The organism is Variovorax sp. CF313, from assembly GCF_000282635.1.
Classification (GTDB): domain Bacteria; phylum Pseudomonadota; class Gammaproteobacteria; order Burkholderiales; family Burkholderiaceae_C; genus Variovorax.
Window position 1 is genome coordinate 117137 of the sequence record NZ_AKIW01000042.1, and the last position, 26056, is coordinate 143192.

General features: G+C 68.0%; 27 protein-coding genes. 11 read left to right on the top strand and 16 right to left on the bottom strand.

What is annotated here, in order from left to right:
* Positions 1-16: 16 nt before the first annotated feature.
* Positions 17-886, bottom strand: a complete 870-nt coding sequence (locus PMI12_RS13155; protein WP_007833041.1) for an HpcH/HpaI aldolase/citrate lyase family protein — start codon at positions 884-886, stop codon at positions 17-19.
* A gap of 75 nt (positions 887-961) precedes the next feature.
* On the opposite strand from PMI12_RS13155, the gene PMI12_RS13160 reads away from it, so the two are divergent.
* The gene (locus PMI12_RS13160) at positions 962-1867 is read left to right on the top strand and encodes a LysR substrate-binding domain-containing protein (RefSeq protein ID WP_007833043.1); all 906 of its coding nucleotides are present in this window, start codon (positions 962-964) and stop codon (positions 1865-1867) included.
* Here the strand turns inward: PMI12_RS13160 and PMI12_RS13165 are convergent.
* Genes PMI12_RS13165 through PMI12_RS13180 form a run of 4 tightly spaced genes read right to left on the bottom strand, consistent with a single transcriptional unit; the run spans position 1864 to position 5271 of the window.
* A complete protein-coding gene (locus PMI12_RS13165; RefSeq protein ID WP_007833045.1) occupies positions 1864-2490 on the bottom strand; it encodes a hypothetical protein in 627 nt (208 codons plus the stop codon). The two genes, PMI12_RS13160 and PMI12_RS13165, sit on opposite strands and share 4 nt — an antisense overlap.
* Positions 2491-2524: 34 nt before the next feature.
* A complete protein-coding gene (locus PMI12_RS13170) occupies positions 2525-3325 on the bottom strand; it encodes a DUF899 domain-containing protein (RefSeq protein WP_007833047.1) in 801 nt (266 codons plus the stop codon).
* A gap of 1 nt (position 3326) precedes the next feature.
* The gene (locus PMI12_RS13175; RefSeq protein ID WP_007833049.1) at positions 3327-4007 is read right to left on the bottom strand and encodes a Vgb family protein; all 681 of its coding nucleotides are present in this window, start codon (positions 4005-4007) and stop codon (positions 3327-3329) included.
* A gap of 43 nt (positions 4008-4050) precedes the next feature.
* On the bottom strand, positions 4051-5271 hold the full coding sequence (locus PMI12_RS13180; protein ID WP_007833052.1) for a hypothetical protein: 1221 nt from the start codon (positions 5269-5271) through the stop codon (positions 4051-4053).
* 177 nt (positions 5272-5448) lie between these two features.
* On the opposite strand from PMI12_RS13180, the gene PMI12_RS13185 reads away from it, so the two are divergent.
* From PMI12_RS13185 to PMI12_RS13205, 5 genes are all read left to right on the top strand, one after another.
* Positions 5449-6261 (top strand): class I SAM-dependent methyltransferase, encoded by an 813-nt coding sequence (locus tag PMI12_RS13185; protein WP_007833054.1) that lies wholly within the window; start codon positions 5449-5451, stop codon positions 6259-6261.
* Between the two features lie 177 nt (positions 6262-6438).
* The gene (locus tag PMI12_RS13190; RefSeq protein WP_007833056.1) at positions 6439-8238 is read left to right on the top strand and encodes an FAD-dependent oxidoreductase; all 1800 of its coding nucleotides are present in this window, start codon (positions 6439-6441) and stop codon (positions 8236-8238) included.
* A 2-nt stretch (positions 8239-8240) separates the two neighbouring features.
* Positions 8241-10082 carry a 2-oxoacid:acceptor oxidoreductase subunit alpha gene (locus tag PMI12_RS13195; protein WP_042673326.1) on the top strand — a complete coding sequence of 614 codons (1842 nt, stop codon included), beginning with the start codon at positions 8241-8243 and terminating at the stop codon, positions 10080-10082.
* Positions 10079-11134: a 2-oxoacid:ferredoxin oxidoreductase subunit beta gene (locus tag PMI12_RS13200; protein WP_007833060.1), complete on the top strand. Its 1056-nt coding sequence runs from the start codon at positions 10079-10081 to the stop codon at positions 11132-11134. Before PMI12_RS13195 ends, PMI12_RS13200 begins: the two co-directional genes overlap by 4 nt.
* Positions 11135-11179: 45 nt before the next feature.
* Positions 11180-11617 (top strand): CBS domain-containing protein, encoded by a 438-nt coding sequence (locus PMI12_RS13205; protein ID WP_007833062.1) that lies wholly within the window; start codon positions 11180-11182, stop codon positions 11615-11617.
* On the opposite strand, the gene fusA is transcribed toward PMI12_RS13205, so the two are convergent.
* Positions 11614-13674 carry an elongation factor G gene (fusA, locus tag PMI12_RS13210; RefSeq protein WP_007833064.1) on the bottom strand — a complete coding sequence of 687 codons (2061 nt, stop codon included), beginning with the start codon at positions 13672-13674 and terminating at the stop codon, positions 11614-11616. The two genes, PMI12_RS13205 and fusA, sit on opposite strands and share 4 nt — an antisense overlap.
* A 272-nt stretch (positions 13675-13946) precedes the next feature.
* On the opposite strand from fusA, the gene PMI12_RS13215 reads away from it, so the two are divergent.
* The gene (locus PMI12_RS13215; protein WP_007833066.1) at positions 13947-14600 is read left to right on the top strand and encodes an alpha/beta fold hydrolase; all 654 of its coding nucleotides are present in this window, start codon (positions 13947-13949) and stop codon (positions 14598-14600) included.
* 20 nt (positions 14601-14620) lie between these two features.
* Here PMI12_RS13215 and PMI12_RS13220 read toward each other — a convergent pair whose 3' ends face one another.
* From PMI12_RS13220 to PMI12_RS13235, 4 genes are all read right to left on the bottom strand, one after another.
* A complete protein-coding gene (locus PMI12_RS13220; protein WP_007833067.1) occupies positions 14621-15454 on the bottom strand; it encodes an alpha/beta hydrolase in 834 nt (277 codons plus the stop codon).
* Positions 15455-15464: 10 nt separating this feature from the next.
* Positions 15465-16310: a 3-deoxy-8-phosphooctulonate synthase gene (gene kdsA / locus PMI12_RS13225; RefSeq protein WP_007833068.1), complete on the bottom strand. Its 846-nt coding sequence runs from the start codon at positions 16308-16310 to the stop codon at positions 15465-15467.
* A gap of 65 nt (positions 16311-16375) precedes the next feature.
* The gene (locus PMI12_RS13230) at positions 16376-17332 is read right to left on the bottom strand and encodes a S1C family serine protease (protein ID WP_007833069.1); all 957 of its coding nucleotides are present in this window, start codon (positions 17330-17332) and stop codon (positions 16376-16378) included.
* 105 nt (positions 17333-17437) lie between these two features.
* Positions 17438-19111 carry a hypothetical protein gene (locus tag PMI12_RS13235; RefSeq protein ID WP_007833070.1) on the bottom strand — a complete coding sequence of 558 codons (1674 nt, stop codon included), beginning with the start codon at positions 19109-19111 and terminating at the stop codon, positions 17438-17440.
* A 207-nt stretch (positions 19112-19318) separates the two neighbouring features.
* Here PMI12_RS13235 and PMI12_RS13240 point away from each other — a divergent pair, with 207 nt between their 5' ends.
* Positions 19319-19585 carry a hypothetical protein gene (locus tag PMI12_RS13240; RefSeq protein ID WP_007833071.1) on the top strand — a complete coding sequence of 89 codons (267 nt, stop codon included), beginning with the start codon at positions 19319-19321 and terminating at the stop codon, positions 19583-19585.
* A 30-nt stretch (positions 19586-19615) separates the two neighbouring features.
* Here the strand turns inward: PMI12_RS13240 and PMI12_RS13245 are convergent, their stop codons facing one another.
* Both PMI12_RS13245 and alkB read right to left on the bottom strand, forming a co-directional pair.
* Positions 19616-19822 (bottom strand): hypothetical protein, encoded by a 207-nt coding sequence (locus PMI12_RS13245; RefSeq protein WP_157632191.1) that lies wholly within the window; start codon positions 19820-19822, stop codon positions 19616-19618.
* Between the two features lie 134 nt (positions 19823-19956).
* Positions 19957-20640, bottom strand: coding sequence for a DNA oxidative demethylase AlkB (gene alkB / locus PMI12_RS13250; RefSeq protein ID WP_007833075.1), 684 nt, complete (start codon positions 20638-20640; stop codon positions 19957-19959).
* Between the two features lie 162 nt (positions 20641-20802).
* Here alkB and PMI12_RS13255 point away from each other — a divergent pair, with 162 nt between their 5' ends.
* Positions 20803-21033: a hypothetical protein gene (locus PMI12_RS13255; protein ID WP_042673331.1), complete on the top strand. Its 231-nt coding sequence runs from the start codon at positions 20803-20805 to the stop codon at positions 21031-21033.
* Positions 21034-21126: 93 nt separating this feature from the next.
* Positions 21127-22755: a phospholipase D family protein gene (locus PMI12_RS13260; protein ID WP_007833079.1), complete on the top strand. Its 1629-nt coding sequence runs from the start codon at positions 21127-21129 to the stop codon at positions 22753-22755.
* A gap of 88 nt (positions 22756-22843) precedes the next feature.
* Here the strand turns inward: PMI12_RS13260 and PMI12_RS13265 are convergent, their stop codons facing one another.
* From PMI12_RS13265 to PMI12_RS13280, 4 genes are all read right to left on the bottom strand, one after another.
* Complete coding sequence (locus PMI12_RS13265; protein WP_007833081.1) at positions 22844-23350, bottom strand: murein hydrolase activator EnvC family protein; 507 nt, start codon at positions 23348-23350, stop codon at positions 22844-22846.
* A gap of 155 nt (positions 23351-23505) precedes the next feature.
* Entirely contained in the window at positions 23506-23988 is a 483-nt protein-coding gene (locus PMI12_RS13270) for a CreA family protein (RefSeq protein WP_007833087.1), read from the bottom strand.
* A 14-nt stretch (positions 23989-24002) separates the two neighbouring features.
* Positions 24003-24554, bottom strand: a complete 552-nt coding sequence (locus tag PMI12_RS13275; RefSeq protein WP_007833088.1) for an NUDIX hydrolase — start codon at positions 24552-24554, stop codon at positions 24003-24005.
* Between the two features lie 17 nt (positions 24555-24571).
* Positions 24572-25273 carry a fumarylacetoacetate hydrolase family protein gene (locus PMI12_RS13280; protein ID WP_007833089.1) on the bottom strand — a complete coding sequence of 234 codons (702 nt, stop codon included), beginning with the start codon at positions 25271-25273 and terminating at the stop codon, positions 24572-24574.
* 140 nt (positions 25274-25413) lie between these two features.
* On the opposite strand from PMI12_RS13280, the gene maiA reads away from it, so the two are divergent.
* Positions 25414-26052 (top strand): maleylacetoacetate isomerase, encoded by a 639-nt coding sequence (maiA, locus tag PMI12_RS13285; protein WP_007833091.1) that lies wholly within the window; start codon positions 25414-25416, stop codon positions 26050-26052.
* The last annotated feature ends 4 nt before the right edge of the window (positions 26053-26056 follow it).

Genomic DNA, 26056 nt, shown 5'->3' on the forward strand with positions numbered 1-26056 from the left:
TTTCGAATAGGGAAGCTCAGCCAGGCAACAGCCCCGAGCTGCGTGCGCTCTTGACGATGGCGCGCGCGCGGATCACGAAGGGGATGTCGATCATCTTTCCGTCCACCACGTAGGCGCCGACGCCCTTGGCATCGGCCTCTTGCGCCGCCTCGACCACCTTGCGGGCGTGCGCGATTTCTTCGTCGGTCGGTCGGAACACTTCGTTGGCGATGGCGATCTGGCTCGGGTGGATGCAGGTCTTGCCGAGGAAGCCGAGGTCGCGCGCGAGCATTGCCTCGGCGCGAAAGCCCTCGGCGTCGCGGATGTCGGCGAAGGCGCTGTCGCAGGCATACAGGCCCGCTTCGCCGGCCGCGATGCGCACCGCGAACATTGCCTGCCGGATCGCGGAGGGCTCGCGCCGCGCGATGCCCAGCGGCTCGAAGAGGTCGCCCAGCCCCAGCTGCAACCCCGCCACGCGCGGATGCGCCAGTGCGAGCTCGGCGGCCGTGCGCAGGGCAGCGGGTGTCTCGATGTTCAGCAGCAAGCCGATGGGCGCATGCACACCGTTGGCCCGCTCCGCGCGCTCGATGGCTTCGGCCGCCGTGCGCACATGCGCCGGGCTCTGCGGCTTGGGCAAGTTGATCAGGTGCACGCCGGCCTGCGCCACCGCTGCTACGTCGCGCTCGAAGTGCGGCGTGTCCATGGCATTGATGCGAATGATCAGCGTCTTGTGCGACGCCGCCGCTTCGCCGCTTTCGAGGAACTTGCGCACGGTTTCGCGTGCCTCGTCCTTGCGCGGCTCGGACACCGCGTCTTCCAGGTCGAGGCAGATGGCATCCGCTGCACTGGCCAGTGCCTTGGCGAACAGCTCTGGGCGGGTGCCGGGAACGAAGAGTTTGCTTCTCATGGATGCAGTGTCCGCAGTTCGTGAGAGGAGAAAAACAGCTGCTTCCTGCGATCACATCGTAGAAAATCTATCTTCATGGAAACGGCCTACCTGCAAAGCTTTCTTCTGGTGGTGGAATCGGGCTCGATGTCGGAGGCCGCACGCCGGCTCGACCTGACGCCCGGCGCGGTGGCGCAGCAGATCCGCGCGCTCGAGCGCGAACTCGCCGCGCCGCTGCTCGCGCGCGCCGGCCGCACGGTGCAGCCGACCGAGGCGGGGCACCGGCTGGTTCAGCGGGCCCGCACGCTGCTGCGCGATGTGAGCGACATCAAGGCGATGCTCGGCAGCGAAGCAGCCAGCGGCGAGTTGGTCATCGGCACCATCAATACGGCCATCCACAGCCTGCTGCCGGACATCCTCGCGCGCTTCGTGAAGACGCATCCGGGCGTCAAGGTGTTCCTGCAGTCGGGCACCACCGCCACGCTCTACAAGTCGATGCAGCAGGGCGAACTCGATGCGGCCGTGTGCTTGTATCCGTCGTTCGCGCTCGCGAAGACCTTCGACTGGGCGCTGCTGCGCGAGGAGCCGCTGGTGCTGCTCGCGCCCAGTCGGCTCGCGCGGCGCGACCCGCACGGGCTGCTGCGAACTTCACCGCTCATCCGCTACGACCGCAATCTCGGCGGCGGCAAGCAGGCCGACCGCTACCTGCGCGCGGCGGGCATCGTTCCGCAGGAGCGCTTCGAGCTCAGTTCACTGCTGGCCATCGCGATGATGGTCGACCGCGGCCTTGGCGTGTCGATCGTGCCCGACATCGCATCGCCGCTGCTGGAGGGGCAGCGGGTCGCCAAGATTCCACTGCCATTGCCCTCGGAGACCCGGCGCTTCGGCGTCCTGTGGCCGCGCGCGTCGCCGCGGCTGAAATTGATTCACGGATTCGTCGAGAGCGCGGGGCTTGTCATTGCGGGCAAGGGCAGCGGCGCTCGCGGATCGGCCGCCCGCTAGTTCCGGTTCGGGGCGAACCGACGCCGGCGCGCCAGACCGTCTGTCGCCGGATTTTCGCCTGCCGAAGGAGCGGAGGTAGCACGGACGGCGTTGAAGCCCAGGCAAACACCAATGGCCGTCACGCCGGTGACGGCGAGCATCGCCGCGGTGTGAACGCCGACGGCCGCGAGCGCCAGCAGCAGCGAGCCCGACGCGGTGATCTCGCGGGCTGCCGGTGCGCCGCTCATGCACAGCGGGATCAGCGCCGGCACCAGCATCAGCCCCGCGCCGTGCGCGGTGGACATCATGAAAGACCAGAGTGCCAGCCCGGCATTCCCGGCCGCTGCCCGCGCATGCCCTGCATTGCGGCGCCGCAGGTGATGCACCGCGACGGCGACAAGAAGCCCGCCCGCCAGCACCTGCAGCATCACGCCGCCCATCGACAGGCCAAGCGCCACTGCGGCGGCCACGAGCGCGACCGATGCGGCGTGTCCGATGGCGATCGGCAGCAGGGCCCGCAGCGCCTTCGTCCGGTCGCGCGACCGCACGCCCCGGGCGGCGGCGAACATCCAGCCGGTGGTGGGGTTCAGCCCGTGAAGGGCGCCGACCCCCGCGACCGCCAGCCATGGCCAGAGGCTTGCCATGATGTTGTCTCCACGCGCCGGGGCCGCTCGCGCTTCAGCTGTGTTCCGAGCAGCACGACCCGGCAGCCTTCGCATCGGGCTGTGGTTCGTACAGATCGTGGTGGCGCACCCATTCCATCTTGTAGGGCACGTCGCGCTCGCCGCGGCCCTCCGGCATGAGGTCCATCAGGTTGTACGCGCCCATCATCACTTCCACGCCGCGGCCGAAGGTCGAGTAGGTGTGGAACACCTCGCCTGCGTCGTCCTTGTAGAACACGCTGACGCCGGGCGCTTCCTCCTGCGGGAAGGGCTGCATGCCGTAGTTGTAGTAGACCTCGCCGCCGGCGCGCTCCTCGGGCGAGAAGCTGACGTGGAAGTCCCGGTTGAAGTCGCTGCCGTTCGACGACACCCAGTTGAACTGCCAGCCCATGCGCTCGCGAAAGCGCGCGATCTCGGCCAGCGGTGCGCGCGAGATGGCGACCAGCGTGATGTCGCGGTGCGCCAGGTGCACGTTCATGCCGTCGGTGTGGTCCGCCATGAAGGAGCAGCTCTGGCAGCCCTGCTCCCATCCCGGACCGAACATGAAGTGCTGCACCAGCAGCTGGCGCCGGCCCTCGAAGAGTCCGGCGAGCGTGCGCTGGCCGGCGGGCGTGTCGAAGAGGTAGTTCTTCTGCACGCGCTCCCACGGCAGCGCGCGGCGCTCGCGGGCGATCTGGTCGCGCAGGTGCGTGAGCTCCTTCTCGCGCGCCAGCAATGCCTTGCGCTCGGCGAGCCATCGTTCGCCGGATACGACGGGATGGTTGGCGAGGCCCGGTTCGATGGCGGGGTTCTTGGCGGTGGTGGCGAGGCCGGTCATGTCAGTGCTCCGTAGGGTTGTGGGGACGGCGAACGGCGCGGACCTTTCCGCTCTCGCCGCCGCCGGCATAGAAGAGATCGGCCCCGTCGGATTCGAGCCCGCTCACGCCGACGCCGCGCGGCATCTCGAGCCGCTCGAGCACGGCGCCGCTTTGCGGGTCGATCCGGCGGATGTCGCTTTCTTCGGCTTCCCAGGTGGCGTGCCATAGCTCGCCGTCGACCCAGGTCACGCCGGTGACGAAGCGGTTCGACTCGATGGTGCGCACGATGGCGCCGGTCTCGGGGTTGATCTGGTGGATCTTGCGGTCGCGGTATTGCCCCACCCACAGACTGCCTTCGGCCCAGGTGAGCCCCGAGTCGTAGCCGTGGCCGGGTGTGGGGATCGACGCCAGCACCTTGCCGGTGGCGGGGTCGATCTTGTCGATGCGCGACTCGGCGATCTGGTAGAGGTGTGTGCCGTCGAAGGCGGTGCCGGCGTCGCAGGCGGCATCGAGCGTGCGCGTGGTCTCGCCGCTGGCGGGGTCGAAGGCCACCAGCTTGGTGCCGGTGGCGGCCCAGACGCGCTGGCCGTCATGGGTCACGCCGGCGATGCTGCCGGAACCGCCGAAGGGGCCGTACTCGCGCACGATCTCGGCCGGCCGCACCGTGGGCTGGGTGGTGTCCTTGCTCTTCCTGCTGGTCATTGTTGGCTCCTGTAGCGCCGTGGATCGGCGCCTGGAGACAACTTTATTCAAACGGCAGCGCAGCGGGGAGTAACAAGATCGTCGTGAATCCCGCCAGCGGCGGCGACAGCCAGCGGCGCGCCCGCGTCTGGCCGATGGAGCGCACCCGTCCTTCGGCCTCCAGTTCGGCGAGGGCGCGCTGCACGGTGCGCTGGCTGGCCCCGAGCGCCAGCGCCAGGGCCGAGGTCGACCACGCCGCGCCGTCGGACAGCAACGCGACCAGCGAGGCCTGGTCTCCGTCGATGGGCGGTGCCAGCAGCGCGACGGTGCGCTCGCCATGCGGCTTGAGCACGAAGCCGCGCGGCGTGGCCTCGATGCCCGCCAGCGTGGTGGCGAGCGCGCGCAGGCGGCCGATCTCGACCCGCAGCCGCGCGCGATGCGTTTCGTCGGGGCGGTGGGTGCGGAAGGCGGATGCGATCAAGGCTTCGCGGTCGACGTCTGCGGGCCATGCTTCTGCCAGCGCGCGTGCCAGCGTGAACAGGATCGGCCGGCGAGCCAGGGGCAGCCAGGCGCCGCCAGCGCCCAGACCCCGGCGGCAGGCGTCGACCACCAGCGCGTTCGAGGCGAGGAGGGCGGCTACTTCGTCGAGGCGCAGCGCCTGCTCGCCACCCGCGAAGAGGCGCCGCGCGGCGGGTCGCTCGAAGGCCGCACGCGCCTCTGCCACCTCGGCCAGCAGCGCGGGCACGCGCGCGCGGCCGGCCGCTTCGTGTGCGCGGGCGAGTGCGGCCTGGGCCGGGCCGATGCGCAGCGAGCGCAGCGCCAGTTCGGCCGAGGTCAGTTCGGCCACCGCCCCCAGCGCTGGCGGCAGGCCGCGCGCATCGATGTGCAGCAGTGCGGCGGCGGCTTCGTCGAGGCGGCCGAGCAGCAGGAGCCTGCGCGCCGCGATCAGCCGCGCCTGCAATGCGTTGGCGTGATCGTCGTGCGCCTCCAGCGTGGCTGCCGCCGCGGTCAGCGGGCGCGGGGAGCCGCCGAGGTCGCGCATGGCCAGCGCGACCTCGGCCTCGGCGACGATGCAGCGGGCGCGCGACAGCTCTTCATGGGCGCCGAAGTCGCGCGCGGCGCGCCGCAGCAACTCGCGTGCGCGGGGGTGTTCTCCGAGCTGCGCCATGGCGATGCCGCGCAGGGCCAGCGCCGGCGGATCGTCGCGCAGGGCGATCCGCTTGAGGGCGCCGAGTGCATCGCCGGCGGCAAGGGCGCGGGCGGAGGCGGCGATGAGGGAATCCATGGCGACAGGTTACCTTGAGGGGCAGTCCGCAGGACGACGACGTTGACGAGGCCGGCAGGCGCGTCCACCATGGCGGGTCGTCGCGGGTGTCCCACCAGGCGGCGGACTCGTCGGGGAGGACTGGCCCGCTCGGGAACGGAAGCTCAAGGCGCCGTTCGGAGCTTTCAAGGAGATCCCATGGCTGAGAGCGACAAGGTGTTCGCGGGTTCGATCCCGAAGTTCTACGACACGCTGATGGTCCCCCTGATCTTCGAGGCCTATGCCGCCGACATGGCGCAACGCGTCGCTGCCTTCTCGCCCGGCGCGGTGCTTGAGACGGCCGCCGGCAGCGGCGTGGTCACGCGTGCGCTTGCACCAAGACTCCGCGCCGACGCACGCTATGTGGTGAGCGACCTCAACCAGCCCATGCTCGACTATGCTGCCGCCCGCCAGGGCCCCGACGGCCGCATCGAATGGCGGCAGGCGGATGCGCTCGGCCTGCCGTTCGAAGATGCCTCGTTCGATGTCGTTTGCTGCCAGTTCGGCGCGATGTTCTTCCCCAACAGGGTCGCCGGCTACGCCGAGGCGCGTCGCGTGCTGAGGCCTGGCGGGCGCTTCGTCTTCAACGTCTGGGACCGCATCGAAGAGAACGCCTTTGCCGACGATGTCACCAACGCCGTTGCCGCGATGTTTCCGGACGACCCTCCGCGATTCCTTGCCCGCACGCCGCACGGCTATCACGATGTCGCACTGATCCGAGAGGATGTGAGCCGCGCAGGGTTCACCGGCATCGAGATCGAGACGCGCGAGGAGGTGAGTCGCGCGCCCTCGGCACGCGAGGTCGCCACCGCCTATTGCCAGGGAACGCCTCTGCGCAACGAAATCGAGGCGCGCGACGCCAGCTTGCTTCAGCTCGCGACGGACCGCGCAACGCAGGCGATCGCCAGCCGCCATGGCGAAGGCCCGGTGGCCGGCAAGATACAGGCGCACGTGATCGTTGCGAAGGGATAGCGCAGGCCCGGGCGCACACGCATTGCCAGCATCGATGCGGGGATTGGCCACCGAGGCATAGCCCGGAGCGCTGCGGGATTCCACCAAGGCCGTGCGCCCGCCAGTGCGGCGCATACTGGCGGCAAAGCCGCATGCCGGCCCCTCCGGGGTCGAGGGAGGCTTGCCAGGAGACACGCATTGCAACGCACCAACATTGCAGATCCGGCCTACTTCCACAAGGTTGTCGATTGCCAGTACGCCTGTCCGTCGCATACCCCCGTCCCTGAATACATCCGCATGGTCGCGCAGCGCCGCTACGGCGACGCCTACATGATCAACTGGGTCTCCAACGTCTTTCCCGGCATCCTGGGGCGCACCTGCGACCGTCCCTGCGAACCGGCTTGCCGGCGCGGGCGGGTGGAAGAAGGCAACACGAAGGAGCCCGAGCCGGTGGCGATCTGCCGCCTCAAGCGCGTGGCGGCCGACATGAAGGAAGACGTGCGCGCGCGCATGCCGAAGCCCGAACCGAAGAACGGCAAGCGGGTCGCCTGCGTCGGTGCGGGGCCGGCCTCGCTCACCGTGGCGCGCGACCTCGCGCCGTTGGGCTACGAAGTGACGGTGTTCGACGGCGAGGCCAAGGCCGGCGGGTTCATCCGCACGCAGATACCGCGCTTTCGCCTGCCGGAGTCGGTGATCGACGAAGAGACGGGCTACATCCTCGACCTGGGCGTCGAATTCCGCGGCGGCGAGCGCATCGATTCGATGAAGGCATTGCTGGCGCAGGGATGGGACGCGATCTTCGTCGGCTGCGGCGCACCGCGCGGGCGCGACCTGGACGTTCCCGGGCGCCGGGAGGCATCGGCCGGCATCCACATCGGCATCGACTGGCTGAACTCCGTGTCCTTCGGCCACGTCAGCAGCATCGGCCGGCGCGTGATCGTGCTGGGCGGCGGCAACACGGCGATGGACTGCTGCCGGTCGGCACGCCGCCTGGGCGGTACCGACGTGAAGGTCATCGTGCGCAGCGGCTTCGACGAAATGAAGGCCTCGCCCTGGGAGAAGGAAGATGCCCAGCACGAAGGCATTCCGATCATCGACTTCCATGTGCCCAAGGCCTTCGTGCACGAGGAGGGCAAGCTGCTGGGCATGCGCTTCGAAATCGTCCGGGCCGAATACGACAGCCAGGGCCGCCGTACGCTGGTGCCGACGGGCGCACCGGACGCGTACTTCGAATGCGACGAGGTGCTGGTCGCGGTGGGCCAGGAAAACGCCTTTCCGTGGATCGAGCGCGACAGCGGCATCGACTTCGACAAGTCGGGCTTGCCGGTGCTCGAGAAGACCAGCTTCCAGTCGACGGTGCCCAACGTGTTCTTCGGTGGCGATGCGGCCTTGGGGCCCAGGAACATCATCACGGCCGTGGCCCACGGGCACGAGGCGGCAGTGTCGATCGACAAGCTTCTGCGTGCCGAACCGGTGTATGTGCGGCCCGCGCCCATGACCAACCTGGTGTCGCAGAAGATGGGCATCCACGAATGGAGCTACGGCAACGACACCTCCAACGACCTGCGCTACAAGGTGCCGTGGGCCAAGGCCGAGATGGCGCTGGCGAGCATCCGTGTGGAGGTTGAGCTTGGCTTCGACGCCGCCACCGCCTTCAAGGAGGCCGAGCGCTGCCTGAACTGCGATGTGCAGACCGTGTTCACCGAGGCCGCCTGCATCGAATGCGATGCATGCGTGGACATCTGCCCGATGGACTGCATCAACTTCATCGACAACGGCGACGAAGCCGAACTGCGGCCCCGGCTCAAGGCGCCGGCACTGAACCTGGCGCAGGACCTGTACGTCTCCGGCGGGCTCAAGACGGGCCGCGTGATGGTCAAGGACGAAGATGTCTGCCTGCACTGCGGCCTGTGCGCCGAGCGCTGTCCCACCGGCGCGTGGGACATGCAGAAGTTCCTGCTGAAGATGACGCCGGCAGGGCAGGGGGTGGCCGCATGAGCATGAAGCAGATAGAGGCGGTCAACGACTTCGTCATCAAGTTCGCCAACGTCAACGGCTCGGGTTCGGCCTCGGCCAACGAACTGTTCGCCAAGGCCATCCTGCGCATGGGCGTGCCGGTGAGCCCGCGCAACATCTTCCCGAGCAACATCCAGGGCCTGCCGACCTGGTACGAGGTGCGGGTGACCGAGCAGGGCCATCTCGGGCGGCGTGGCGGTACCGACATGATGGTGGCGATGAACCCGCAGACCTGGGACGCCGACGTGGCCGAACTGGAGCCCGGCGGCTATCTCTTCTACGACAGCACGCGGCCGCTGCCGCCATCGAAGTTCCGCGACGACATCCGCGTCATCGGCATGCCGCTGACGGAGATCTGCAACGCGGTCTACCAGGACCCGCGCCAGCGCCAGCTGTTCAAGAACATCGTCTATGTGGGCGCGCTGGCGATCCTGCTCGGCATCGAGCCGGAAGTGGTCGAGAAGCTGTTCGGCGAGCAGTACAAGGGCAAGGAAAAATTGTTGGCCTCCAATGTGCAGGCACTGCACCTGGGCTGCGACTTCGCGAGGGAGAACCTGCGCGAGCCCGTGGGGCTGCAGGTGCGGCGCGCCGACCGGGTGGGCGACCGGATCTTTGTGGACGGCAACAGTGCCGCGGCGCTGGGCTGCGTGTATGGCGGCGCCACGGTCGCGGCCTGGTATCCGATCACGCCGTCGTCCTCGGTGGCCGAGGCCTTCCAGAAGTACTGCGCGAAATTCCGCGTGGACCCGGCCACGGGCCAGCACCGCTTCGCCATCGTGCAGGCGGAAGACGAACTGGCCTCGATCGGCATGGTGGTCGGCGCCGGCTGGAACGGCGCACGCGCCTTCACGGCGACTTCGGGGCCGGGCATTTCGCTGATGGCCGAGTTCATCGGGCTGGCCTACTTCGCCGAGATCCCGATCACGCTCATCAACGTGCAGCGCGGCGGCCCTTCCACCGGCATGCCGACGCGCACGCAGCAGGCCGACATCCTGTCCTGCGCCTATGCCTCGCACGGCGACACCAAGCACGTGCTGCTGTTCCCCGAAGACCCGCACGAATGCTTCGAGCAAGCGGCGGCGGCGCTGGACCTGGCCGACCGGCTGCAGACACCGGTGTTCCTGATGACGGACCTGGACATCGGCATGAACCAGCGCCTGTGCAAGCCCTTCGCCTGGGACGACAGCAAGGCCTACGACCGCGGCAAGGTCATGAGCGCCGAGGAGCTCGAGGCGGGCCGCGACTTCGGCCGCTACAAGGACGTGGACGGCGACGGCATTCCGTGGCGCACGCTGCCGGGTACGCACCCGACCAAGGGCAGCTACTTCACGCGCGGCACGACGCGCGACGCCTATGCCCGGTATTCCGAGCGCGGCCCCGACTACATCTACAACATGGAGCGGCTGCTGAAGAAGTTCGCGACCGCGGCCACGCTGGTGCCGCAGCCGGTGCTGCGGCCTGCCGCCCAAAAGACCGCGCTCGGCGTGATCTATTTCGGCTCGACCAGCCCGTCGATGCATGAGGCGCTGCAGGCGCTGGAAGAGCGCGGCATCCACCTCGATGCACTGCGGCTGCGCGCCTTTCCCTTTCCGGACAGCGTGGTGCAGTTCCTGGCGCAGCACGACAAGGTGTTCGTGGTCGAGCAGAACCGCGACGCGCAGATGCGCAGCCTGCTGGTCAACGAACTGGACGCCGACCCCGCCCGGCTCGTGCGCGTGCTGCATTTCGACGGCACGCCGATCACCGCGCGCTTCATCGTGCAGGCGATCAGCTCGCACGTGCAGACGCATGCATCCGGCAGCACCGGGACGAAGGAACTTGCATGACCTATCTCGCCAAGCCCCGGCTGCGCCATCCGACGCTGACCACCAACAAGGTCGGCTACACGCGGCGCGACTACGAAGGCAAGATCTCCACGCTGTGCGCCGGCTGCGGCCACGATTCGATCTCCGCCGCCATCATCGAGGCCTGCTGGGAGCTGGACATCGAACCGCATCGCGTGGCCAAGCTCTCGGGTATCGGCTGCAGCTCCAAGACGCCGGACTATTTCCTCGGTGCATCGCACGGCTTCAACACCGTCCATGGCCGCATGCCCAGCGTGCTGACCGGCGCCAACCTGGCCAACCGCGACCTGCTGTACCTGGGTGTCTCGGGCGACGGGGATTCGGCGTCCATTGGCCTGGGACAGTTCGCCCACGCCATGCGGCGCGGCGTGCGCATGGCCTACGTCGTGGAGAACAACGGCGTCTACGGCCTGACCAAGGGCCAGTTCTCGGCCACCGCCGACCAGGGTTCCAGGAGCAAGAAGGGCGTCGTCAACAGCGACAGCCCGGTGGACCTTGTCGCCATGGCGCTGCAACTGGGAGCCAGCTACGTGGGGCGGGGGTTTTCGGGTAACAAGGCGCAACTTGTGCCACTCATCAAGGGCGCGATCAGCCACGGCGGGTCTGCCTTCATCGACGTGATCAGCCCCTGCGTGGCCTTCAACAACCACCCCGGCAGCACCAAGAGCTACGACTACGTGCGCGAGCACAACGAGGCGGTGAGCCGCATCGACTTCATCAGCGGGCGGGAGGAAATCACCGTCGACATGGGGGCGGGCGAAGTGGTGGACGTGCGCCAGCACGACGGCACGCTGCTGCGCCTGCGCAGCCTGCATTCCGACTACAACCCCGGCGACCGCTATGCCGCTATGGCCTACATGCAACGGCACCAGGAGATGGGCGAAGTGGTCACCGGACTGCTCTATGTCGATCCGCTGGCCACCGACCTGCACACGGCGCTCAACACCAGCGACCGGCCGCTCAACGCGCTGGGGCCGGCCCATCTGTGCCCCGGCGCCGAGGCGCTGGAGCGGCTCAACGACTCCTTGCGCTGAGCGAAAGCCGGCGGCACCATTCACGCTACTTCCGGAGGGCGCACCATGGCCGAGCGCACCGTTTTCCAATCCATCTCGCGCGCACATGTGGTCAGCCTGGGCCCGCAGGCCAGCGTGCGCGACGCTGCCTGCGTGATGACGCGGGCCAGTTGCGGCAGCGTGCTCGTCATGGAGCTGCCGGACACCCTGCTGGGCATCCTCACCGAGCGCGACCTCATGACCCGGGTGCTGGCCCGGGGACTCGATCCCGATCACACCGCGGTGCGCGAAGTCATGACGCCCAACCCGATCTGCGTGCCGCCTGAAACGCTGGTGTCCGATGCCGTGGTGCTCATGCTCGAGCGCGGCTTTCGCCACCTGCCGCTGGTGGCGGGAGCGAAGGTGCTCGGCGTGTTCTCGGTGCGCGATGCGCTGCCGCGGGAAATCGGCGCCGCAGTCAGCCTGAGCGAGTTCCGCGAGCAGGTGAACGACGCTTTGGGCTAAGCCTCGTCGCGCACCTGGAACTGGCCCATCAGCGCCTGTTGCGTTGCCGGCGGCACGGCTTCGTAGTGCGACAGCGCGATGGTGTAGCGGCCCTGGCCGCTGGTCATCGCATTCAGCCGCGACTGGTAGCTGGCCAGCTCCGCCATCGGCACCTGCCCGCGAACGACCACGCTGCCGATTCCCATGGCCGACGTGCCCGTGACCAGGCCGCGCCGCGACGACAGGTCGCTCGTGACGTCGCCCACGGAATGCTCGGATACGACGATCTCGATCTGGACGATCGGCTCCAGCACGACCGGCCTGGCCTCGCGGACTGCCGCCATGAAGGCCTTGCGGCCCGCAGTCGCGAAGGCGATGTCCTTGCTGTCGACGCTGTGGTGCTTGCCGTCGTACACCACCACCCGCACGTCGACCACCGGGTAGCCGGCGATCACACCGCCCAGCAGTACCTCGCGCACGCCTTTCTCGACCGCGGGGATGAACTGGCTCGGTATCGCGCCGCCCCTGACCTCGTCATCGAACTGGAAGCCGGCGCCGCGCGCCAGCGGCTCGATGCGCAAAAAGACTTCGCCGAACTGGCCGGAGCCGCCGGTCTGCTTCTTGTGGCGGTGATGGCCCATGGCCGGTGCGGCCACCGTCTCGCGATAGGCGATGCGCGGCGGCCGCGTCCGGACCTCGAAGCGGTACACCTCGCGCAGGCGCTCGAGCACCGTGCGCAGGTGAAGCTCCCCGAGGCCGTAGAGGATCGTTTCGTTGGTGGCGGCCACGTGCTCGATGCGCAGGCAGGGGTCTTCGGCCGCGAGCTTGCCGAGGATCTCCCAGGTGCGCTGCTCGTCGCCATGGCGTGCGGGTTCCACGGCGAGTCCGTGCACCGGCACAGGAAACTCCAGCGGCGCGAGATGGACGTGGTCGTCTTCGCTCGCGTCGTGCAGCACGGCGTCGAAGTGGATCTCCTCGATCTTCGCCACCGCCACGATGTCGCCCGGCACGGCGCGCGACACCTCCACGTGGTCCTTGCCCTGCAGCATGAACAGATGGCCCACCTTGAAGGGCTTGCGGCCGTCGCCGATGTAAAGCTGGCTGTCGCTCGCGACCGTGCCCTGGTGCACGCGGAAGATGCCGAGCTTGCCGACATAAGGGTCGCCCATGACCTTGAACACATGCGCCAGCACATGCAGCGACGGATCGGGCCTGGCCTGCATCGGCTTGGCATCCGCGCCTTCACCGACCAGGAAGTCCGGCGGGTTGGCTTCGGCGGGGTCGGGAAGCAGCCTGACGATCACGTCGAGCAGCTCGGCCACGCCCGCGCCGCTGCGCGCCGAGACGAAGCAGACCGGAATCAGGTGGCCCTCGCGCAGCGCCTGTTCGAGCGGCGCATGCAGCTCGGCCGGATCCATGTCGCCCTCTTCCAGGTAGCGCTCGACGAAGGCCGCATCGACCTCGACCACCTGCTCCACCAGCGCGCGGTGCGCTGCTTCGACGGGGCCGAAGTCGGACTGCCCGAAGCGGTTGAAGAAGCAGTCCACCACCTGCTTGCCGACCCCGTCGGGCAGGTTCAGCGGCAGGCATTCGCGGCCGAAGGTGGCCTGGATGTCGGCCAGCAGGCGCGCCAGCGAGACGCCCTGCGAGTCGATCTTGTTGACGATGATCATGCGGGCGAGGTGGCGCGAGGCCGCGTACTCCATCATGCGCACCGTCATCGGCTCGATGCCGGTGGCGGCATTGATGACCACCGCCGCCGTCTCGACCGCCTCCAGCGCCGGCAGGCTCTGGCCAAGGAAGTCGGGGCCGCCGGGCGTGTCGATGAAGTGGACGCGCGTGCCGGTATGCGTGAGGTGCATCACCGATGCGTTGAGCGAGTGCAGCATGCGGCGCTCCAGCGGGTCGTAGTCGCTGACGGTGCTGCCGCGCTCGATGCTGCCGCACGCTGCGATGGCGCCAGCCTTGTGCAGCAAGGCCTCGGCAAGGGAGCTCTTGCCGGCTGCGGCGGCACCGACGAGCGCCAGCGTTCGCACTGCTTCCATTTCGGCCGTGGGGCCGTTCGATCGGCTTGGCATGGCGTGGACTCCTTCACGTCCGCAAGGCCGGTCCGGCGGCCCGCGAGGGCTCGGGTGCTGCGCGTGGACGCCAAGCCAGCGTACGGGATTGAACGTGTCAACGCAAGCCGGTGCTGCTTGCTGGCATGTCGCGGGGACAGGAGCCCTCGCATCCCGGTCAGCGCCGAGCTTGGCGCGAACACGATCCCCAAGCAACAATGTGCGCACGGCGAAATTGCTGCGGCCGATGGCCCGGCGCCTGCTCTGCAGCCGTATCCGAGAGGACAAACTGGATGGCAAGATTCATTTTGGTGCCAGGTGGTTGGCACGGGGCCTGGGCATTCGAGGCTGTCGGCAATGCGCTGTCAGGCGCAGGCCATGAAGTCCAGGCGCTCACTCTCTCGGGACTGGGCGACGAGCCCGCGGATGGCGCCAATCTCGACAGTCATATCGACGAGGTGGTCCAAGCGGTTCGCGGGCGCGATGCGAGTGCCGTTCTCGTCGGTCATTCGTATGGGGGAATGGTCATCACCGGCGCGGCGGACAAGGAGCCGTCGCGCATCAAGGCCATCGTTTACGCCGATGCCTATGTGCCGGACAACGGTGCATCGGTCTGGGCGCTCGCCACACCGAGCTACCGGGAGCGTTTCATAGCGGGCGCGGCTGCGGATGGATTGACTTGCGCGCCGCCGGCCCATCTCGACAGGCGATGCCGTCCCCATCCGATCGCTACCTTCCTGCAGGCGATCAAGTTGACCGGCAACTGGCGCAACGTCCGCAGCAAAGCCTTCATCGCCGCGTGCGGCTGGGAAGGAAGCCCATTCGTCGAGCTGTACGAACGCCTGCGGCTGGACCCTGAATGGGCCACGCATCGCCTCGAATGCGCACACGATGTTCCGCGGCTGGCCCCCGAAGCTCTCGCGAGGATTCTCTTGAAGTACGTATAGGAAAGCCGGGCCTGCAAGCCCTAAGCCGCCTTCGGCTCCGGAAGAATCGCCGTCAACGCAAAGTCGATGAGATGAAGCCAGGTCGCTTCGAGCCCCATGATGCTGTGATGGTTCGACCCCGGAATCGTCTGCACGCTGATCGGCGTGGGCCATGCGGCGATGAGCTTTTGCGAGCGCTCGGGCACGACAACGTCATCGTGCTCTGCCAGCAGCACCTGGGTTTTCGCGGCGACTTCCTTGGAATGCTCCAGCGAGTTGAACTGGTGCCGCAGCAACAGCGACAGCGGCACGAGCGGGAACCGTTTCTTCGCAATCTCCAGCATCGAGTCGTAGGGCGTCACCAGCTGCAGGCTCTCGAAGTCCTGCAGCGCCACCAGCTGGATGGCAACGCCAGTTCCCAGGCTGCGGCCGACGACGTGCAGGCGTGCCTGCGGAAAGGCCCGGCGCAGGTGGTTGGCGAACTGGGCCGCGTCCTCCACCGAGGCGATCTCGGAAGGATGGCCCTGCGAGTCGGCCACGCCGCGGTAGTTGATCGCGGCGAAGCCGAAGCCCTTGGGCAGCCAGTGCAGCATCTGCGCGGTGGCGCGCACGTCCTCGCCGCGGCCGGCGAAATAGACGAACAGGTCCTGCAGCGTGTCTTCACCCTGGGGGTGGTAGACATACCCGCGGACCATCCCGCCCGGCACGGTGTGGGAGTAGGTGGAGAAGTCGTCCGACAGGTGGACGACGGGGAGCTTGCGGGCGTTGAACAGGATGTGCCCCTGGCGCGTCGCGAGGAGGGTCCAGTACGCCGCGATGCCGCCGATGGCGGCGGCCGAAGCCGACAGGGCAATGCGGGAGACTTTGGATGACAAGATGGGTTCTTCAGATATTCAGGGGTGCGAACGACTTGACCAGATCGTCCAGCGCCTTGATCTGCGCCAGGAACGGTTCGAGCTTGTCCAGCGGCAGCGCGCTCGGGCCGTCGCACTTGGCTTGCGCCGGGTCCGGGTGGGCTTCGAGGAAAAGACCGGCCAGGCCTACCGCCATGCCGGCGCGCGCCAGGTCGGCCACCTGTTCGCGGCGGCCGCCCGACGCGGCGGCACCGGCTTCGCGCTGCTGCAGCGCATGGGTCACGTCGAAGATGACGGGCAGGTTCTGCGTGACCTTCTTCATGACGCCGAAGCCCAGCATGTCGACCACGAGGTTGTCGTAGCCGAAGCAGGTGCCACGGTCGCACAGGATGAGCTTGTCGTTGCCGGCCTCCTTGAATTTCTCGACGATGTTGAGCATCTGCGACGGGCTCAGGAACTGCGGCTTCTTGATGTTGATGACGCGGCCGGTCCTCGCTAGCGCCACCACGAGGTCGGTCTGGCGCGCGAGGAAGGCGGGCAGCTGCAGCACGTCGACCACTTCGGCGACAGGCGCTGCCTGCGCGATCTCGTGCACGTCGGTCAGCACGGGAACACCGAAGCTGTCTTTCACGGCCTGCAGGATCTTCAGGCCTTCATCCAGGCCGGGACCGCGGTAGGAGTGGATGGAGGAGCGGTTGGCCTTGTCGAAGCTGCCCTTGAAGACGTAGGGAATGCCCAGCTTCTGCGTGACACGCACGTACTCCTCGGCGGAGCGCAGTGCCAGGTCCTTCGATTCGAGAACGTTGACACCGCCGAAGAGGACGAAGGGGGCGTCGTTGCCGGCGTTGACTTGAGGGGTGATGGTGACGGTGGACAAGGTTTTCTCCTGGACGGGTGCTTCGCTGCAGGCGCCTATTGTCGTTGCGCCGGCCGGTCTTCATCTCAGCCTGCCGGCGATACCGTGATGTAGAACGGCGTCAGCGTCCCGGCCACCGGCCGCAGCAGCTTGAGCAGCAGCGGCCGCCCGTACCCTTCGCCCGCCAGCCGCTTGAGCAGGTCGGACAGCTGGGCAAGCGGTATCCCGTCGCATCCGATGAGGATGTCGCCGCTGCGCAGTCCGTCGCGCGCCGCGGCCGAGCCGGCCACCACCTCGACCACACGCACGCCGGTGGCCACGGGCCATTCGTTCTCGCGCACCCAGCGCCTGGGCAGCGCCACCGCTGCACACTGCACGCCCAGCTTGCCGCGGCGCACTGCGCCATGGCGCATCAGCTCGCCGGCCACCCAGCGCGCGGTGTCGATGGCCACCGCGAAGCTCAGGCCTTGCGCCGACGGGATCACCGCCGTGTTCACGCCGATCACCTGCGCCGCGCTGTCGAGCAGCGGGCCGCCCGAGTTGCCGGGGTTGAGGGCCACGTCGGTCTGGATCACGTCCTCGATCATCCGGCCGCCGCGTGCCGGCAGGCTGCGCCCCAGCGCACTCACGATGCCCGCGGTCACGGTGAAATCGAAGCCGAGCGGGTTGCCGACCGCCACGGCCAGCTGGCCGGGCTGCAGGGTGGCCGAGCTGCCCAGCGGCAGGAAAGCCCCCGGGTGCGACTCGATGCGCAGCACCGCGATGTCGGTCGAGGCGTCCAGCCCCACCAGGCGCGCGATGCTTTCGGTGCCGTCGGCGAACGCGGCGCGCAACTCGGTTGCGCCCTCGACCACGTGGGCGTTGGTGAGCGAAAAGCCGTCGGGCGTGAACAGGAAGCCCGAGCCGCTGCCGTGGGAGGCTGCGTTGCCGCGCTGAGCCGCCTTGCGGACCTTGATGTGCGCGACCGCCGCGCTGGCGGTGTGCGCCACCCGCGTGACGGTGGCCGAGTAGGAGTCAAGAATGAATTCGTCGCGCGCGCCCATGGAGCACCTCTTTCAGTCGCCTGGATCCCAGAGGAGGTGGCGGCGTGCCGGAGGTTTTCAACCCGGCCGTGACGGGCGCCCCCGGCACGCGCGTGCGGTGGCCGCTCAAGGCGCCTTGGGCCGCGACGACGGCTCCCACGAGTCAGGCGTGGTTGCGACCAGGGACTTGAAGTCCTTCCAGGGCCGAGCGCCCGGGATGGTACGCCCGCCGACGATCACCGCCTTCGCGAACACCACCATGCGCTCGCGCAGGTAGGCCTGGTCGGAGGCGGGCCAGGTCTCGATCGAATGCGGCCCGCGCGCCAGCACGATCTCCTTCACGCCGCGGATGCGGTTGTAGGCGGCCACCGTGCCTTCGAGCGTTTCCGCGCGGTCCCATAGGCCCTTGCCGAAGAAGGCCGCCGGCCAGCGGTCCATGCCCGCGAGCGTGGACGAGTTCGGATAGAACGCGATGTGGTGCTCGGCCGCCATGCCGCCCAGGAACAGGTTGCGATCGGCCAGGTCGGGCGAATCGCCCACGTAGCCCGCGCCGCTGGCGAACGACGACAGCAATATCGCGCCGCGGATGTTCCGCAGGCCCTTGGGCGGCGTGCAGTTGGGCTCGGGCATGTCGAAGCTGCACTGCGCCACGTAGTTGCGGGTCATGGCCCACGCAGTGGACATCGAGCCGCGCGAATAGCCGCCGAGCACCAGCGGAATTTCGCTCGACGCCATGCCCGCCAGCAGCCGGCCCCGGGTGGCGTTGCCTTCGAGCACCTCGCCCTTCGGCGTGAGGATGCGCAGGCCGCGCCCGGTGTCCAGGGCGGCGAGCGCGCGGAACACGTCCTCGCCTTGCTCCAGCGTGTTGGTGTCGCTGAAGCCGCCCGACAGTCCCTCGCCGCGCCGGTCGTAGGCCAGCACGTCGAAGCCGGCCTGGTTGAGCGCGTACAGGTTCTCGCGCCACCAGCGCTGGCCCATGGTCTCGGTGGTCGCGTTGGGAAAACTGATGGGCACGGTCCTGCCGGTCTTCTCGTCAATGCGGTACGCAGCTTCGTCCGGATGCTGGATGGCCGTGAGCTGCCCGCCGCCGCCCGGCGCCATGATGGCCAGCGCGCGCACCTTCCTGCCCTTGCCGTCATCGACGCCGGCGCCTTCGATGTACCAGCCGCGCAGCTTGATGTCGCCGGTCATCTTGAGGTCGATGCGCTCGAAGGTGTCGCGCGGCGCGGTGAATTCGACGATGTAGGTGCGGGCGTCGGCCTCCGCGATGCCCTCGCGGTACGGCGCCTTGGCGAAGAAGGCGGGCCGGCGAATCTGCTTCAGGTCGACCTGGCCGTCCGGATCGATCTTGCCGGAAGGGTCGACCACGCCGGTCGAGCGCGTGGCGCGCTCCTTGTTGGGCGGCAGCCAGCGCTGCATCTGCGCGTCAATGCGCTTGAAGCAGGCCGGGTCTTCCTTGCAGGCGCGCCAGCGGGCCTTGAGCTTGTCGTCGGTGAATTCGCCGATGTGATAGTCGCCGCCCGCGTAGCCGGCTGGCGCGCGGTTGGCTGTCGTCAGCACCGGTACGCAGACCTTGGTGCCTGTGCTGTTTTTCTGGCCTTGCGGCAGCAGATAGCCGCCCATCATGGCGTTGCGGTCGGCACCGACCCAGGCGGTGCAATCGGAGGGCGGCGGCGTGCTGGCGGTGGCCTGGCGCTGGGCCTCGCTGGTTCCGGTGCACGCGCCCAGCAGGAGCGAGGCGGCGAGGGCGCATGCAGCGGCGCATCGAGGTGCAGGGCGCGTGATCGTGGCGGTCATCATCGAATCAGGTGCTCCGTGAGCGAGGAAATTGGAGGCCCGATCTTCGCTGCATCGACGCCTTGCAACGGAGGCCGGAACCGTTTCCGGATGCAAGCGCGCTCCCTATTGCCTGTAGGAAATGTCCTGCACGGAGATGCGCTGATTTCCGCTCCCTACCGCCGCGGCACACGCGTCCAATCGCCGCCGCTTCACAAGGAGACACCAGAGATGAACTTCGAAGGCATCTATTGCTTCGACACGGCGAGCGTGCGATTTGCCTTCTACCCCGAAGGCCCTGACGGGCCGCGCGTCGTCGCGCAGATTTCAGAGGAAACCCTGCACGACGAATTCGGTGCACGCGAAATGGGAGAGGGCCTGCTGGAAACGTGCAGGCGGTACTTCCATGTCATCGAGCCCGTGGCGATCGCCCGCTACCAGGCGGGACAGCGCGGCGCCATCACGCTCACGGTCGACGACTTCGCATTGCACGCCTGAGCCCCAAGGCTGTAAGGCGTAGCGTTCCACTCAACCGTGGCCGGCAGGCGCGCGGTGCCGGATCTCGCTTTGCAGCGCCCGCTGGCCGGCCGAGAGCGCCAGCTCATAACTTTCCGCGGCGTCGTAAGCCCTGCGCAGCACGCGCGGGTGCGCACCTGCGTCGTCGGTTTCGAGCAACTGCCAGACAAAGGCGCCCGGCAGCGGCTCCACGATGGTGAGTTCGATGGGATGTGTCATGGCTTGCAACATGGCGTGGCGAGGGGGACTTGTCTGTAGGCCGTTGGCGACGGTTGTTGCGCAACTTGCAGGCTGCCCCCTCAGGAAAGACCTCTTCGATGTCTTCCTTGTCTTGCCGGTCGCCTGCATGCATGTCACCCCGCCTTGCGGAATGTGAGGTTGATGCGGATCGCGCCCAGCAGCGGATGCGGTTCGTCCTTCAGCGGCAGCACGCCGTGATAGCGCAGCCGGTCTTCGCCGCCCCAGACCACCACGTCGCCATGTATGAGAGGAATGCGCACCGCCTTGCCGCCACGCGCCAGTCCACCGAACAGGAACACGGCCGGCATGCCGAGCGACACCGAGACGATGGGGGCGCCGTAGTCGCGCTCGTCCCTGTCCTGGTGCAGCGACAGCCGCGCGCCGGGCGCGTAGCGGTTGACAAGGCAGGCGTCGGGTGCGAAGCCGTCGAAGCCGGCTGCCAAGGCCGCCTCTCGCGCCAGCCGCGTGAATGGCTCGGGCATGGCGGGCCACGGCTTGCCGGTGTCGGGATCGGTGGCGCTGTAGCGGTAGCCGCGCCGGTCGCTGGTCCAGCCCAGCGCGCCGCAGTTGGTCAGCGCCACGGACATCGTGAAGCCGCCCGGCGTGACGAGGTGGCGGAACGGCGCGCGTTCGGCCAGCCCTTCGATGGCCGGCAGGAGCGCATCGACGAAGGGCAGGGCGAAGCCAGGCAGCACGAAGGCTCCGGGCCCGAGCCGTTCGCGCCCCTCGCGCAGCGGGTCGTCGAACAGCGCGAGGGTGGATGGCCTGCCCACGCCGGAATTGGTCTTTGTGTTCATGCTCCTCGATCTTTGCTGAAAAGCTGAGGCATGTGCCGGCCCCCATATTCGAGGGATGCTGTTCGAGAGCGCTGCCTTTAGTCTCCGCCCTGTCGGATATTTGTAGTGCTTAGGGTTTAAATTCTTGGCGCTGCGTTACAAAAAGGGTAGGGTGTATTCATCATGGCCAGCGCTCGAGTCGCTCTCAGCGTTCCAGAAGGCTGGACGGGTTGGATCGAGCTCATGCGCACACCCAGCGGCACCTATGCCGGCATCTGCGAGCTGAGCCTGGGCGGCATTCCGCGCTGTGCCCTGGTGATCACCCAGCAGCTGTCGTGGGATGCGGCGGTAGAGCGGGCCACGCTGCGGGCGGATCACTTCGTCAGGCAATGGGAGCCGACGCGCGGGCACTGAACCCGGACGCGATCGGCGGTGCAGCACGTTCGACAGGCGCGTGGTAGAAACCGCGAGCTTTTCGATCCACGCTCCAACCCACCTCTGTTTTTCATGCCGAATTTCCCCTGTCGGGCTGCCGACGAACCGTGCGCCCGGTGGCTGGCGTGGCTGCTGCTCGGCATCGTTGCGCTGTGCATGGCCGGCTGCGCCGGACTGCCTGCCGACGTGCAGCGCAAACCCTCCGTGGCAATCAGCGATGGCGCGGACACCACCCTGGGCCGCCTCGTGCAGGCGGCTGCCCCGCCCGGCGAGCCACTCAGCGGGTTCAGGCTGCTGCCCATGCCACAGTTTTCGCTGCACGCGCGCATCGAGCTCGCACGCCGCGCGCAGCGCTCCATCGACGTGCAGTACTACCTCGTGCAGAACGACGAGACCGGCCGCTACCTGCTGCGTGCCCTGCGCGATGCGGCCGACCGCGGCGTGCGCGTGCGGCTGCTGGTGGACGATCTCTACACGGCTGGCGCCGACCCGCTCTTCGCCAGCTTCGCCGCGCATCCGAACGTCGAGGTGCGGTTCTTCAACCCGTTCCCCGCGGGGCGGGGCCGCTTCGGCACGCGCTGGGCCTGGTCGATACTGGACTTCGACCGTGTGCACCGCCGCATGCACAACAAGCTCTATGTGGTGGACAACGTCATCGGCGTCATGGGCGGGCGCAACATGGCCAACGAGTACTTCCTGCGCGACGGGGGCTCGAACTTCATCGACATCGACACGCTGGTGGCCGGCGCTGTGGTGCCCAGGCTGTCGTCGCTGTTCGACATGTACTGGAGCAGCCCGTACGTCTACCCCATCGAATCGCTGGTGCCCGCCACGGGCGAAACGCCGCAACAGCTGCGCGAGCGCTTCGACAAACTGACCACCGGCCCCGAGCAGCTGCACCCCGAGGAGCTTGCCTCCACCGACCTGCTGGGCAACAACCCGCTGGCCAAGGACCTGGACGCGGGCGCGCTCAAGCTGGTCTGGGCGCGCGCCGAGGCCTACGCCGACGCGCCGGCCAAGGCGCTTGCGCCGACGGACGAAGCGCGCGGCCTGCCCGCCGACGAATCGAAGGACAGCGTGCTCTACAACGTGCGCCGCTACCTGCGCGGTGCCGAGAACGAGATCATGCAGACCACGCCCTACCTTATTCCGGGGCGCGGCGGCATGGAGACGATCCGCCTCGTGCGCGGCAACGGCGTGGGCTACAGCATCGTCACCAACTCGCTGGCGGCCACCGACGAGTCGCTGGTGCACATCGGCTACCGCCGCTACCGCGCGGAGATGCTGCGCCTGGGCGTGGAGCTGTACGAACTGAGCCCCAAGCGGGTGGAGCAGACCAGGCGCTTCGGCATGTACGGCTCGGCCAGTGGCCGGCTGCACGGCAAGTCGGCGGTGATCGACCGCAAGATCGTGTTCATCGGCTCGATGAACTTCGATCCGCGTTCGATGCTGCACAACACCGAGGTCGGCATCTTCATCTTCAGCCCGCAGATCGCCCAGCAGCTCACCAGCCTGATCGGCTTCATCCGGCTGGACGGCGCCTATCAGCTGCAGCTGGGACCGACGGGCGCCATCGAGTGGGTGAGCCCGGCCGCGGGGGACGCGGCCGACACCATCCTGCACCAGGAGCCCGAAACGGATTACTGGTCGCGCTGGAAGCTGGAGTTGCTGGCGCCGCTGGTGCCCGAGAGCCTGCTCTAGCCGGCGAGGCCAGGGCTTCGGCATGACGCGCTCTGAAAGAAAAAAGCCCCGCGAGGGGCTTTTTTTCATGGGCGGCGGGCGCCGCCTGTCATTGCTGAAGCAATCCGTTGAGATACGGCTCGGGGTTCACGGCCGTGCCGTTCTTGCGGATCTCGAAGCGCAGCTTCACGCGGTCGGCGTTGCTCTTGCCCATCTCGCCGATCTTCTCGCCCTGTCGGACCACCTGGTTCTCCTTCACCAGGATGGTCTGCAAGTGCGCGTAGGCGGTGAGGAAGGTCTCGTTGTGCTTGACGATGATCATGTTGCCGTAGGCCGGCAGCTCGCCGCCCACGTACACCACGCGGCCGTCGGCCGAGGCGACGACCGGATCGCCCAAGTTGCCGGCGATGTCGATGCCCTTGGTGCGCACGCCGTCGAAGCGCGCCAGCGTCGCGCCGGTGGCGGGGCGCACGAACATCGCGGTGGGTCTTTGCACGGGGGGAGTGACCGAGGGGCCGGGCCGCGGCGCGTTGAGGTCGGTGGTGGTACAGGCCGCGAGGCTCGCGGCAACCAGGGCCAGGGCGGCGATACGGGAAACAAAAGTCTGAAGATGCATGGCGCTGTGTTGGAACGGTTTCGTTGCGGAGGGTTCCGGCGATCTGGCTCGCCGCGGCCCGCGGGGGGAGGCCACGCGGGCGATGCTAGCAAACTGCCGCGACGGCGCCCCGCGAAAGAGCAACCGGCTGTGAAGGGGCCATCGGCCCCCGGGCGCTACTTGAGCGGGATCGGTGTGCCGCGGTCGATGGGCACCGCCGTCACGCTGTTCTTGGGCGAACCGTCGATCAGCAGGTCGGAGTAGGTCAGGTAGACCAGCGTGTTGCGCTTCGGGTCGACCATGCGCACCACGCGCAGGCGCTTGAAGAGCACCGACAGCCGCTCGCTGTAGACCTCCTCGCGCTTGGGTAGCGGCTGCGTGATGCTCACGGGGCCGACCTGGCGGCAGGCGATGGAGGCCTCGGCCTTGTCCTCGGCCACGCCGAAGGCGCCGGCCAACCCGCCGGTCTTGGCGCGCGAGACGTAGCACGTTACGCCGCTGACCTTGGGGTCGTCGTAGGCCTCGATCACGATCTTGTGGTCCGGGCCGATGAGCTTGAAGGCGGTGTCGACGTCGCCCACGGTTTCCGCCTGCGCCGTCGCGGCCAGGATGAATCCGAGGCCGATCGCGGCGCGAAGCAGGATGGAGCGAAGTGTCATGGGGCGCTGCGGGTTCAGACGATGTCGAACGTGTGGACTCGGTCGAAGCTGCCGCGGCGCCGGTCCTCGAAGTAGTGCTCGAGCGTCTCGCGCACGGTGCGAAAGGCGATCTCGTCCCAGGGAATCTCTTCTTCGGCGAAGAGCCTGGCCTCGATGGTCTCGTGGCCTGGGTCGAACCTGTCGTCGAGCAACCGGGCCCGGTAGAACATGTGCACCTGGCCCACGCGCACCACGCTGATGACGGAGAACAGGCCCTCCATCACATAGTGGGCGCCGGCCTCTTCGTCGGTCTCGCGGGCCGCGCCCTGGGCGGTGGTTTCCTCGAGCTCCATGAAGCCGGCCGGCAGCGTCCACTTGCCCCAGCGCGGTTCGATGTTGCGCTTGCACAGCAACACCTTGTCGCCCAGGACCGGGATGGTGCCCACCACGTTCAGCGGGTTCTCGTAGTGGATGGTGTGGCAGGCCGGGCAGACGGCGCGCTGCTTGGTGTCGCCGTCGTCCGGCACGCGGTAGACCACCGCGGTGCCGCAGTTCTTGCAATGCTTGATGGGTACGCGCAGGAGCATGGAGCCGGCTGCCGTCTTCAGGCGATCTTGACGGTCAGCTTGGGCAGGCCCGCGACTTCGCCCACGAGCGTGTCTCCGGCCACCACCGCGGCCACGCCTTCGGGCGTGCCGGTGAAGATCAGGTCGCCGGGCTGCAGCTCCCACGCGGCCGACAGGTGCTCGATGGTCTCGGCCACGTTCCAGATCAGCTTGCCCACGTTGCTGCGCTGGCGGTCGGTGCCGTTCACCTGCAGGGAGATCTCGGCTTTTTCCGCATTGCCGGCCTGCGCCACGGGCACGATCGGGCCGATGGGCGCGCTCTGCTCGAAGCTCTTGCCGATGTCCCAGGGGCGGCCCTGTTTCTTCATGTCGTTCTGCAAGTCGCGGCGCGTCATGTCGAGGCCGACGGCGTAGCCGTAGATGTGCTTGTGCGCATCGGCCGCCAGGATGTTCTTGCCACCCGTGCCGATGGCCACGACCAGCTCGATCTCGTGATGCAGGTTCTTCGTGAGCGAGGGGTAGGACATGGTGCCGGTCTGGCCCGCGTCGACCACCACCAGCGCATCGGCCGGCTTCATGAAGAAGAATGGCGGCTCGCGGCCGGTGAAGCCCATTTCCTTGGCGTGATCTTCGTAGTTGCGGCCCACGCAGTAGATGCGGTGCACCGGGAAGCGGGCGGGCTGGCCGGCCACCGGCACCGAGACGGTGGCGGGCGGGGCGAAGACGAACTCGGAAGCCATTGCGACGTGTCCTTTTCAGCGAAACCTAAGCGGGAGACCGGCAGTGTGCCAGAGGCGGGAGGTCCACAATAGAAGCCGGCCAGAACGGCGCGCTGAAGGGCCATGCCGCGCCCGTGACGGAGCGCTATGCTTGGGAAATCATGAAGCTGCACAACTATTTCCGTTCCTCCTCCTCGTTCCGCGTGCGCATCGCCCTCAACCTGAAGGGCCTCGATTTCGAGTACATCCCCGTGCACATCGCGCGCGGCGACCACCGCACCGGCCCTTACTCCGCCATCTCGGCCGACATGCTGGTGCCCCTGCTGGAGGACGAGGGCGAGCGCTTCTCGCAATCGATGGCGATCATCGAATACCTCGACGAAGTGCACCCCGAGCCGGCGTTGCTGCCGACCGATCCGGTGGGCCGCGCCCACGTGCGCGCACTGTCGCAGTCGATCGCCTGCGAGATCCATCCGCTCAACAACCTGCGCGTGCTCAAGTACCTCGTGAAAGAGCTGAAGCTCGACGATGCGGCCAAGAACGCCTGGTACCGCCACTGGGTGCGCGACGGCATGCTGGCCTTCGAGCGTCAGCTTGCGCAGCACCCAGCCGGCATCTACTGCTGGGGCAACACACCCACCATGGCCGATTGCTGCCTGGTGCCGCAGATCTTCAACGGCCGCCGCTTCGACTGCGACTTCAGCGGCCTGCCGCGCACCATGGCCGCCTTCGAGGCCTGCATGGAGCTCGACGCCTTCCAGCGCGCGCAGCCCTCGCAGGCGCCCGACGCGGAAGCCTGAGCCC

Bases quoted from the DNA above. Each gene is read 5' to 3' on its own strand.
- PMI12_RS13155 (WP_007833041.1), bottom strand. From the start codon at position 886: ATGAGAAGCAAACTCTTCGTTCCCGGCACCCGCCCAGAGCTGTTCGCC.
- PMI12_RS13235 (WP_007833070.1), bottom strand. From the start codon at position 19,111: ATGATGACCGCCACGATCACGCGCCCTGCACCTCGATGCGCCGCTGCA.
- PMI12_RS13280 (WP_007833089.1), bottom strand. From the start codon at position 25,273: ATGGCTTCCGAGTTCGTCTTCGCCCCGCCCGCCACCGTCTCGGTGCCG.
- fusA (WP_007833064.1), bottom strand. From the start codon at position 13,674: ATGCCAAGCCGATCGAACGGCCCCACGGCCGAAATGGAAGCAGTGCGA.
- maiA (WP_007833091.1), top strand. From the start codon at position 25,414: ATGAAGCTGCACAACTATTTCCGTTCCTCCTCCTCGTTCCGCGTGCGC.
- PMI12_RS13205 (WP_007833062.1), top strand. From the start codon at position 11,180: ATGGCCGAGCGCACCGTTTTCCAATCCATCTCGCGCGCACATGTGGTC.
- PMI12_RS13275 (WP_007833088.1), bottom strand. From the start codon at position 24,554: ATGCTCCTGCGCGTACCCATCAAGCATTGCAAGAACTGCGGCACCGCG.
- PMI12_RS13270 (WP_007833087.1), bottom strand. From the start codon at position 23,988: ATGACACTTCGCTCCATCCTGCTTCGCGCCGCGATCGGCCTCGGATTC.
- PMI12_RS13195 (WP_042673326.1), top strand. From the start codon at position 8,241: ATGAAGCAGATAGAGGCGGTCAACGACTTCGTCATCAAGTTCGCCAAC.
- PMI12_RS13240 (WP_007833071.1), top strand. From the start codon at position 19,319: ATGAACTTCGAAGGCATCTATTGCTTCGACACGGCGAGCGTGCGATTT.
- PMI12_RS13200 (WP_007833060.1), top strand. From the start codon at position 10,079: ATGACCTATCTCGCCAAGCCCCGGCTGCGCCATCCGACGCTGACCACC.
- PMI12_RS13245 (WP_157632191.1), bottom strand. From the start codon at position 19,822: ATGACACATCCCATCGAACTCACCATCGTGGAGCCGCTGCCGGGCGCC.
- PMI12_RS13160 (WP_007833043.1), top strand. From the start codon at position 962: ATGGAAACGGCCTACCTGCAAAGCTTTCTTCTGGTGGTGGAATCGGGC.
- PMI12_RS13185 (WP_007833054.1), top strand. From the start codon at position 5,449: ATGGCTGAGAGCGACAAGGTGTTCGCGGGTTCGATCCCGAAGTTCTAC.
- PMI12_RS13255 (WP_042673331.1), top strand. From the start codon at position 20,803: ATGGCCAGCGCTCGAGTCGCTCTCAGCGTTCCAGAAGGCTGGACGGGT.
- PMI12_RS13170 (WP_007833047.1), bottom strand. From the start codon at position 3,325: ATGACCGGCCTCGCCACCACCGCCAAGAACCCCGCCATCGAACCGGGC.
- PMI12_RS13175 (WP_007833049.1), bottom strand. From the start codon at position 4,007: ATGACCAGCAGGAAGAGCAAGGACACCACCCAGCCCACGGTGCGGCCG.
- alkB (WP_007833075.1), bottom strand. From the start codon at position 20,640: ATGAACACAAAGACCAATTCCGGCGTGGGCAGGCCATCCACCCTCGCG.
- PMI12_RS13165 (WP_007833045.1), bottom strand. From the start codon at position 2,490: ATGGCAAGCCTCTGGCCATGGCTGGCGGTCGCGGGGGTCGGCGCCCTT.
- PMI12_RS13180 (WP_007833052.1), bottom strand. From the start codon at position 5,271: ATGGATTCCCTCATCGCCGCCTCCGCCCGCGCCCTTGCCGCCGGCGAT.
- PMI12_RS13265 (WP_007833081.1), bottom strand. From the start codon at position 23,350: ATGCATCTTCAGACTTTTGTTTCCCGTATCGCCGCCCTGGCCCTGGTT.
- PMI12_RS13260 (WP_007833079.1), top strand. From the start codon at position 21,127: ATGCCGAATTTCCCCTGTCGGGCTGCCGACGAACCGTGCGCCCGGTGG.
- PMI12_RS13215 (WP_007833066.1), top strand. From the start codon at position 13,947: ATGGCAAGATTCATTTTGGTGCCAGGTGGTTGGCACGGGGCCTGGGCA.
- PMI12_RS13230 (WP_007833069.1), bottom strand. From the start codon at position 17,332: ATGGGCGCGCGCGACGAATTCATTCTTGACTCCTACTCGGCCACCGTC.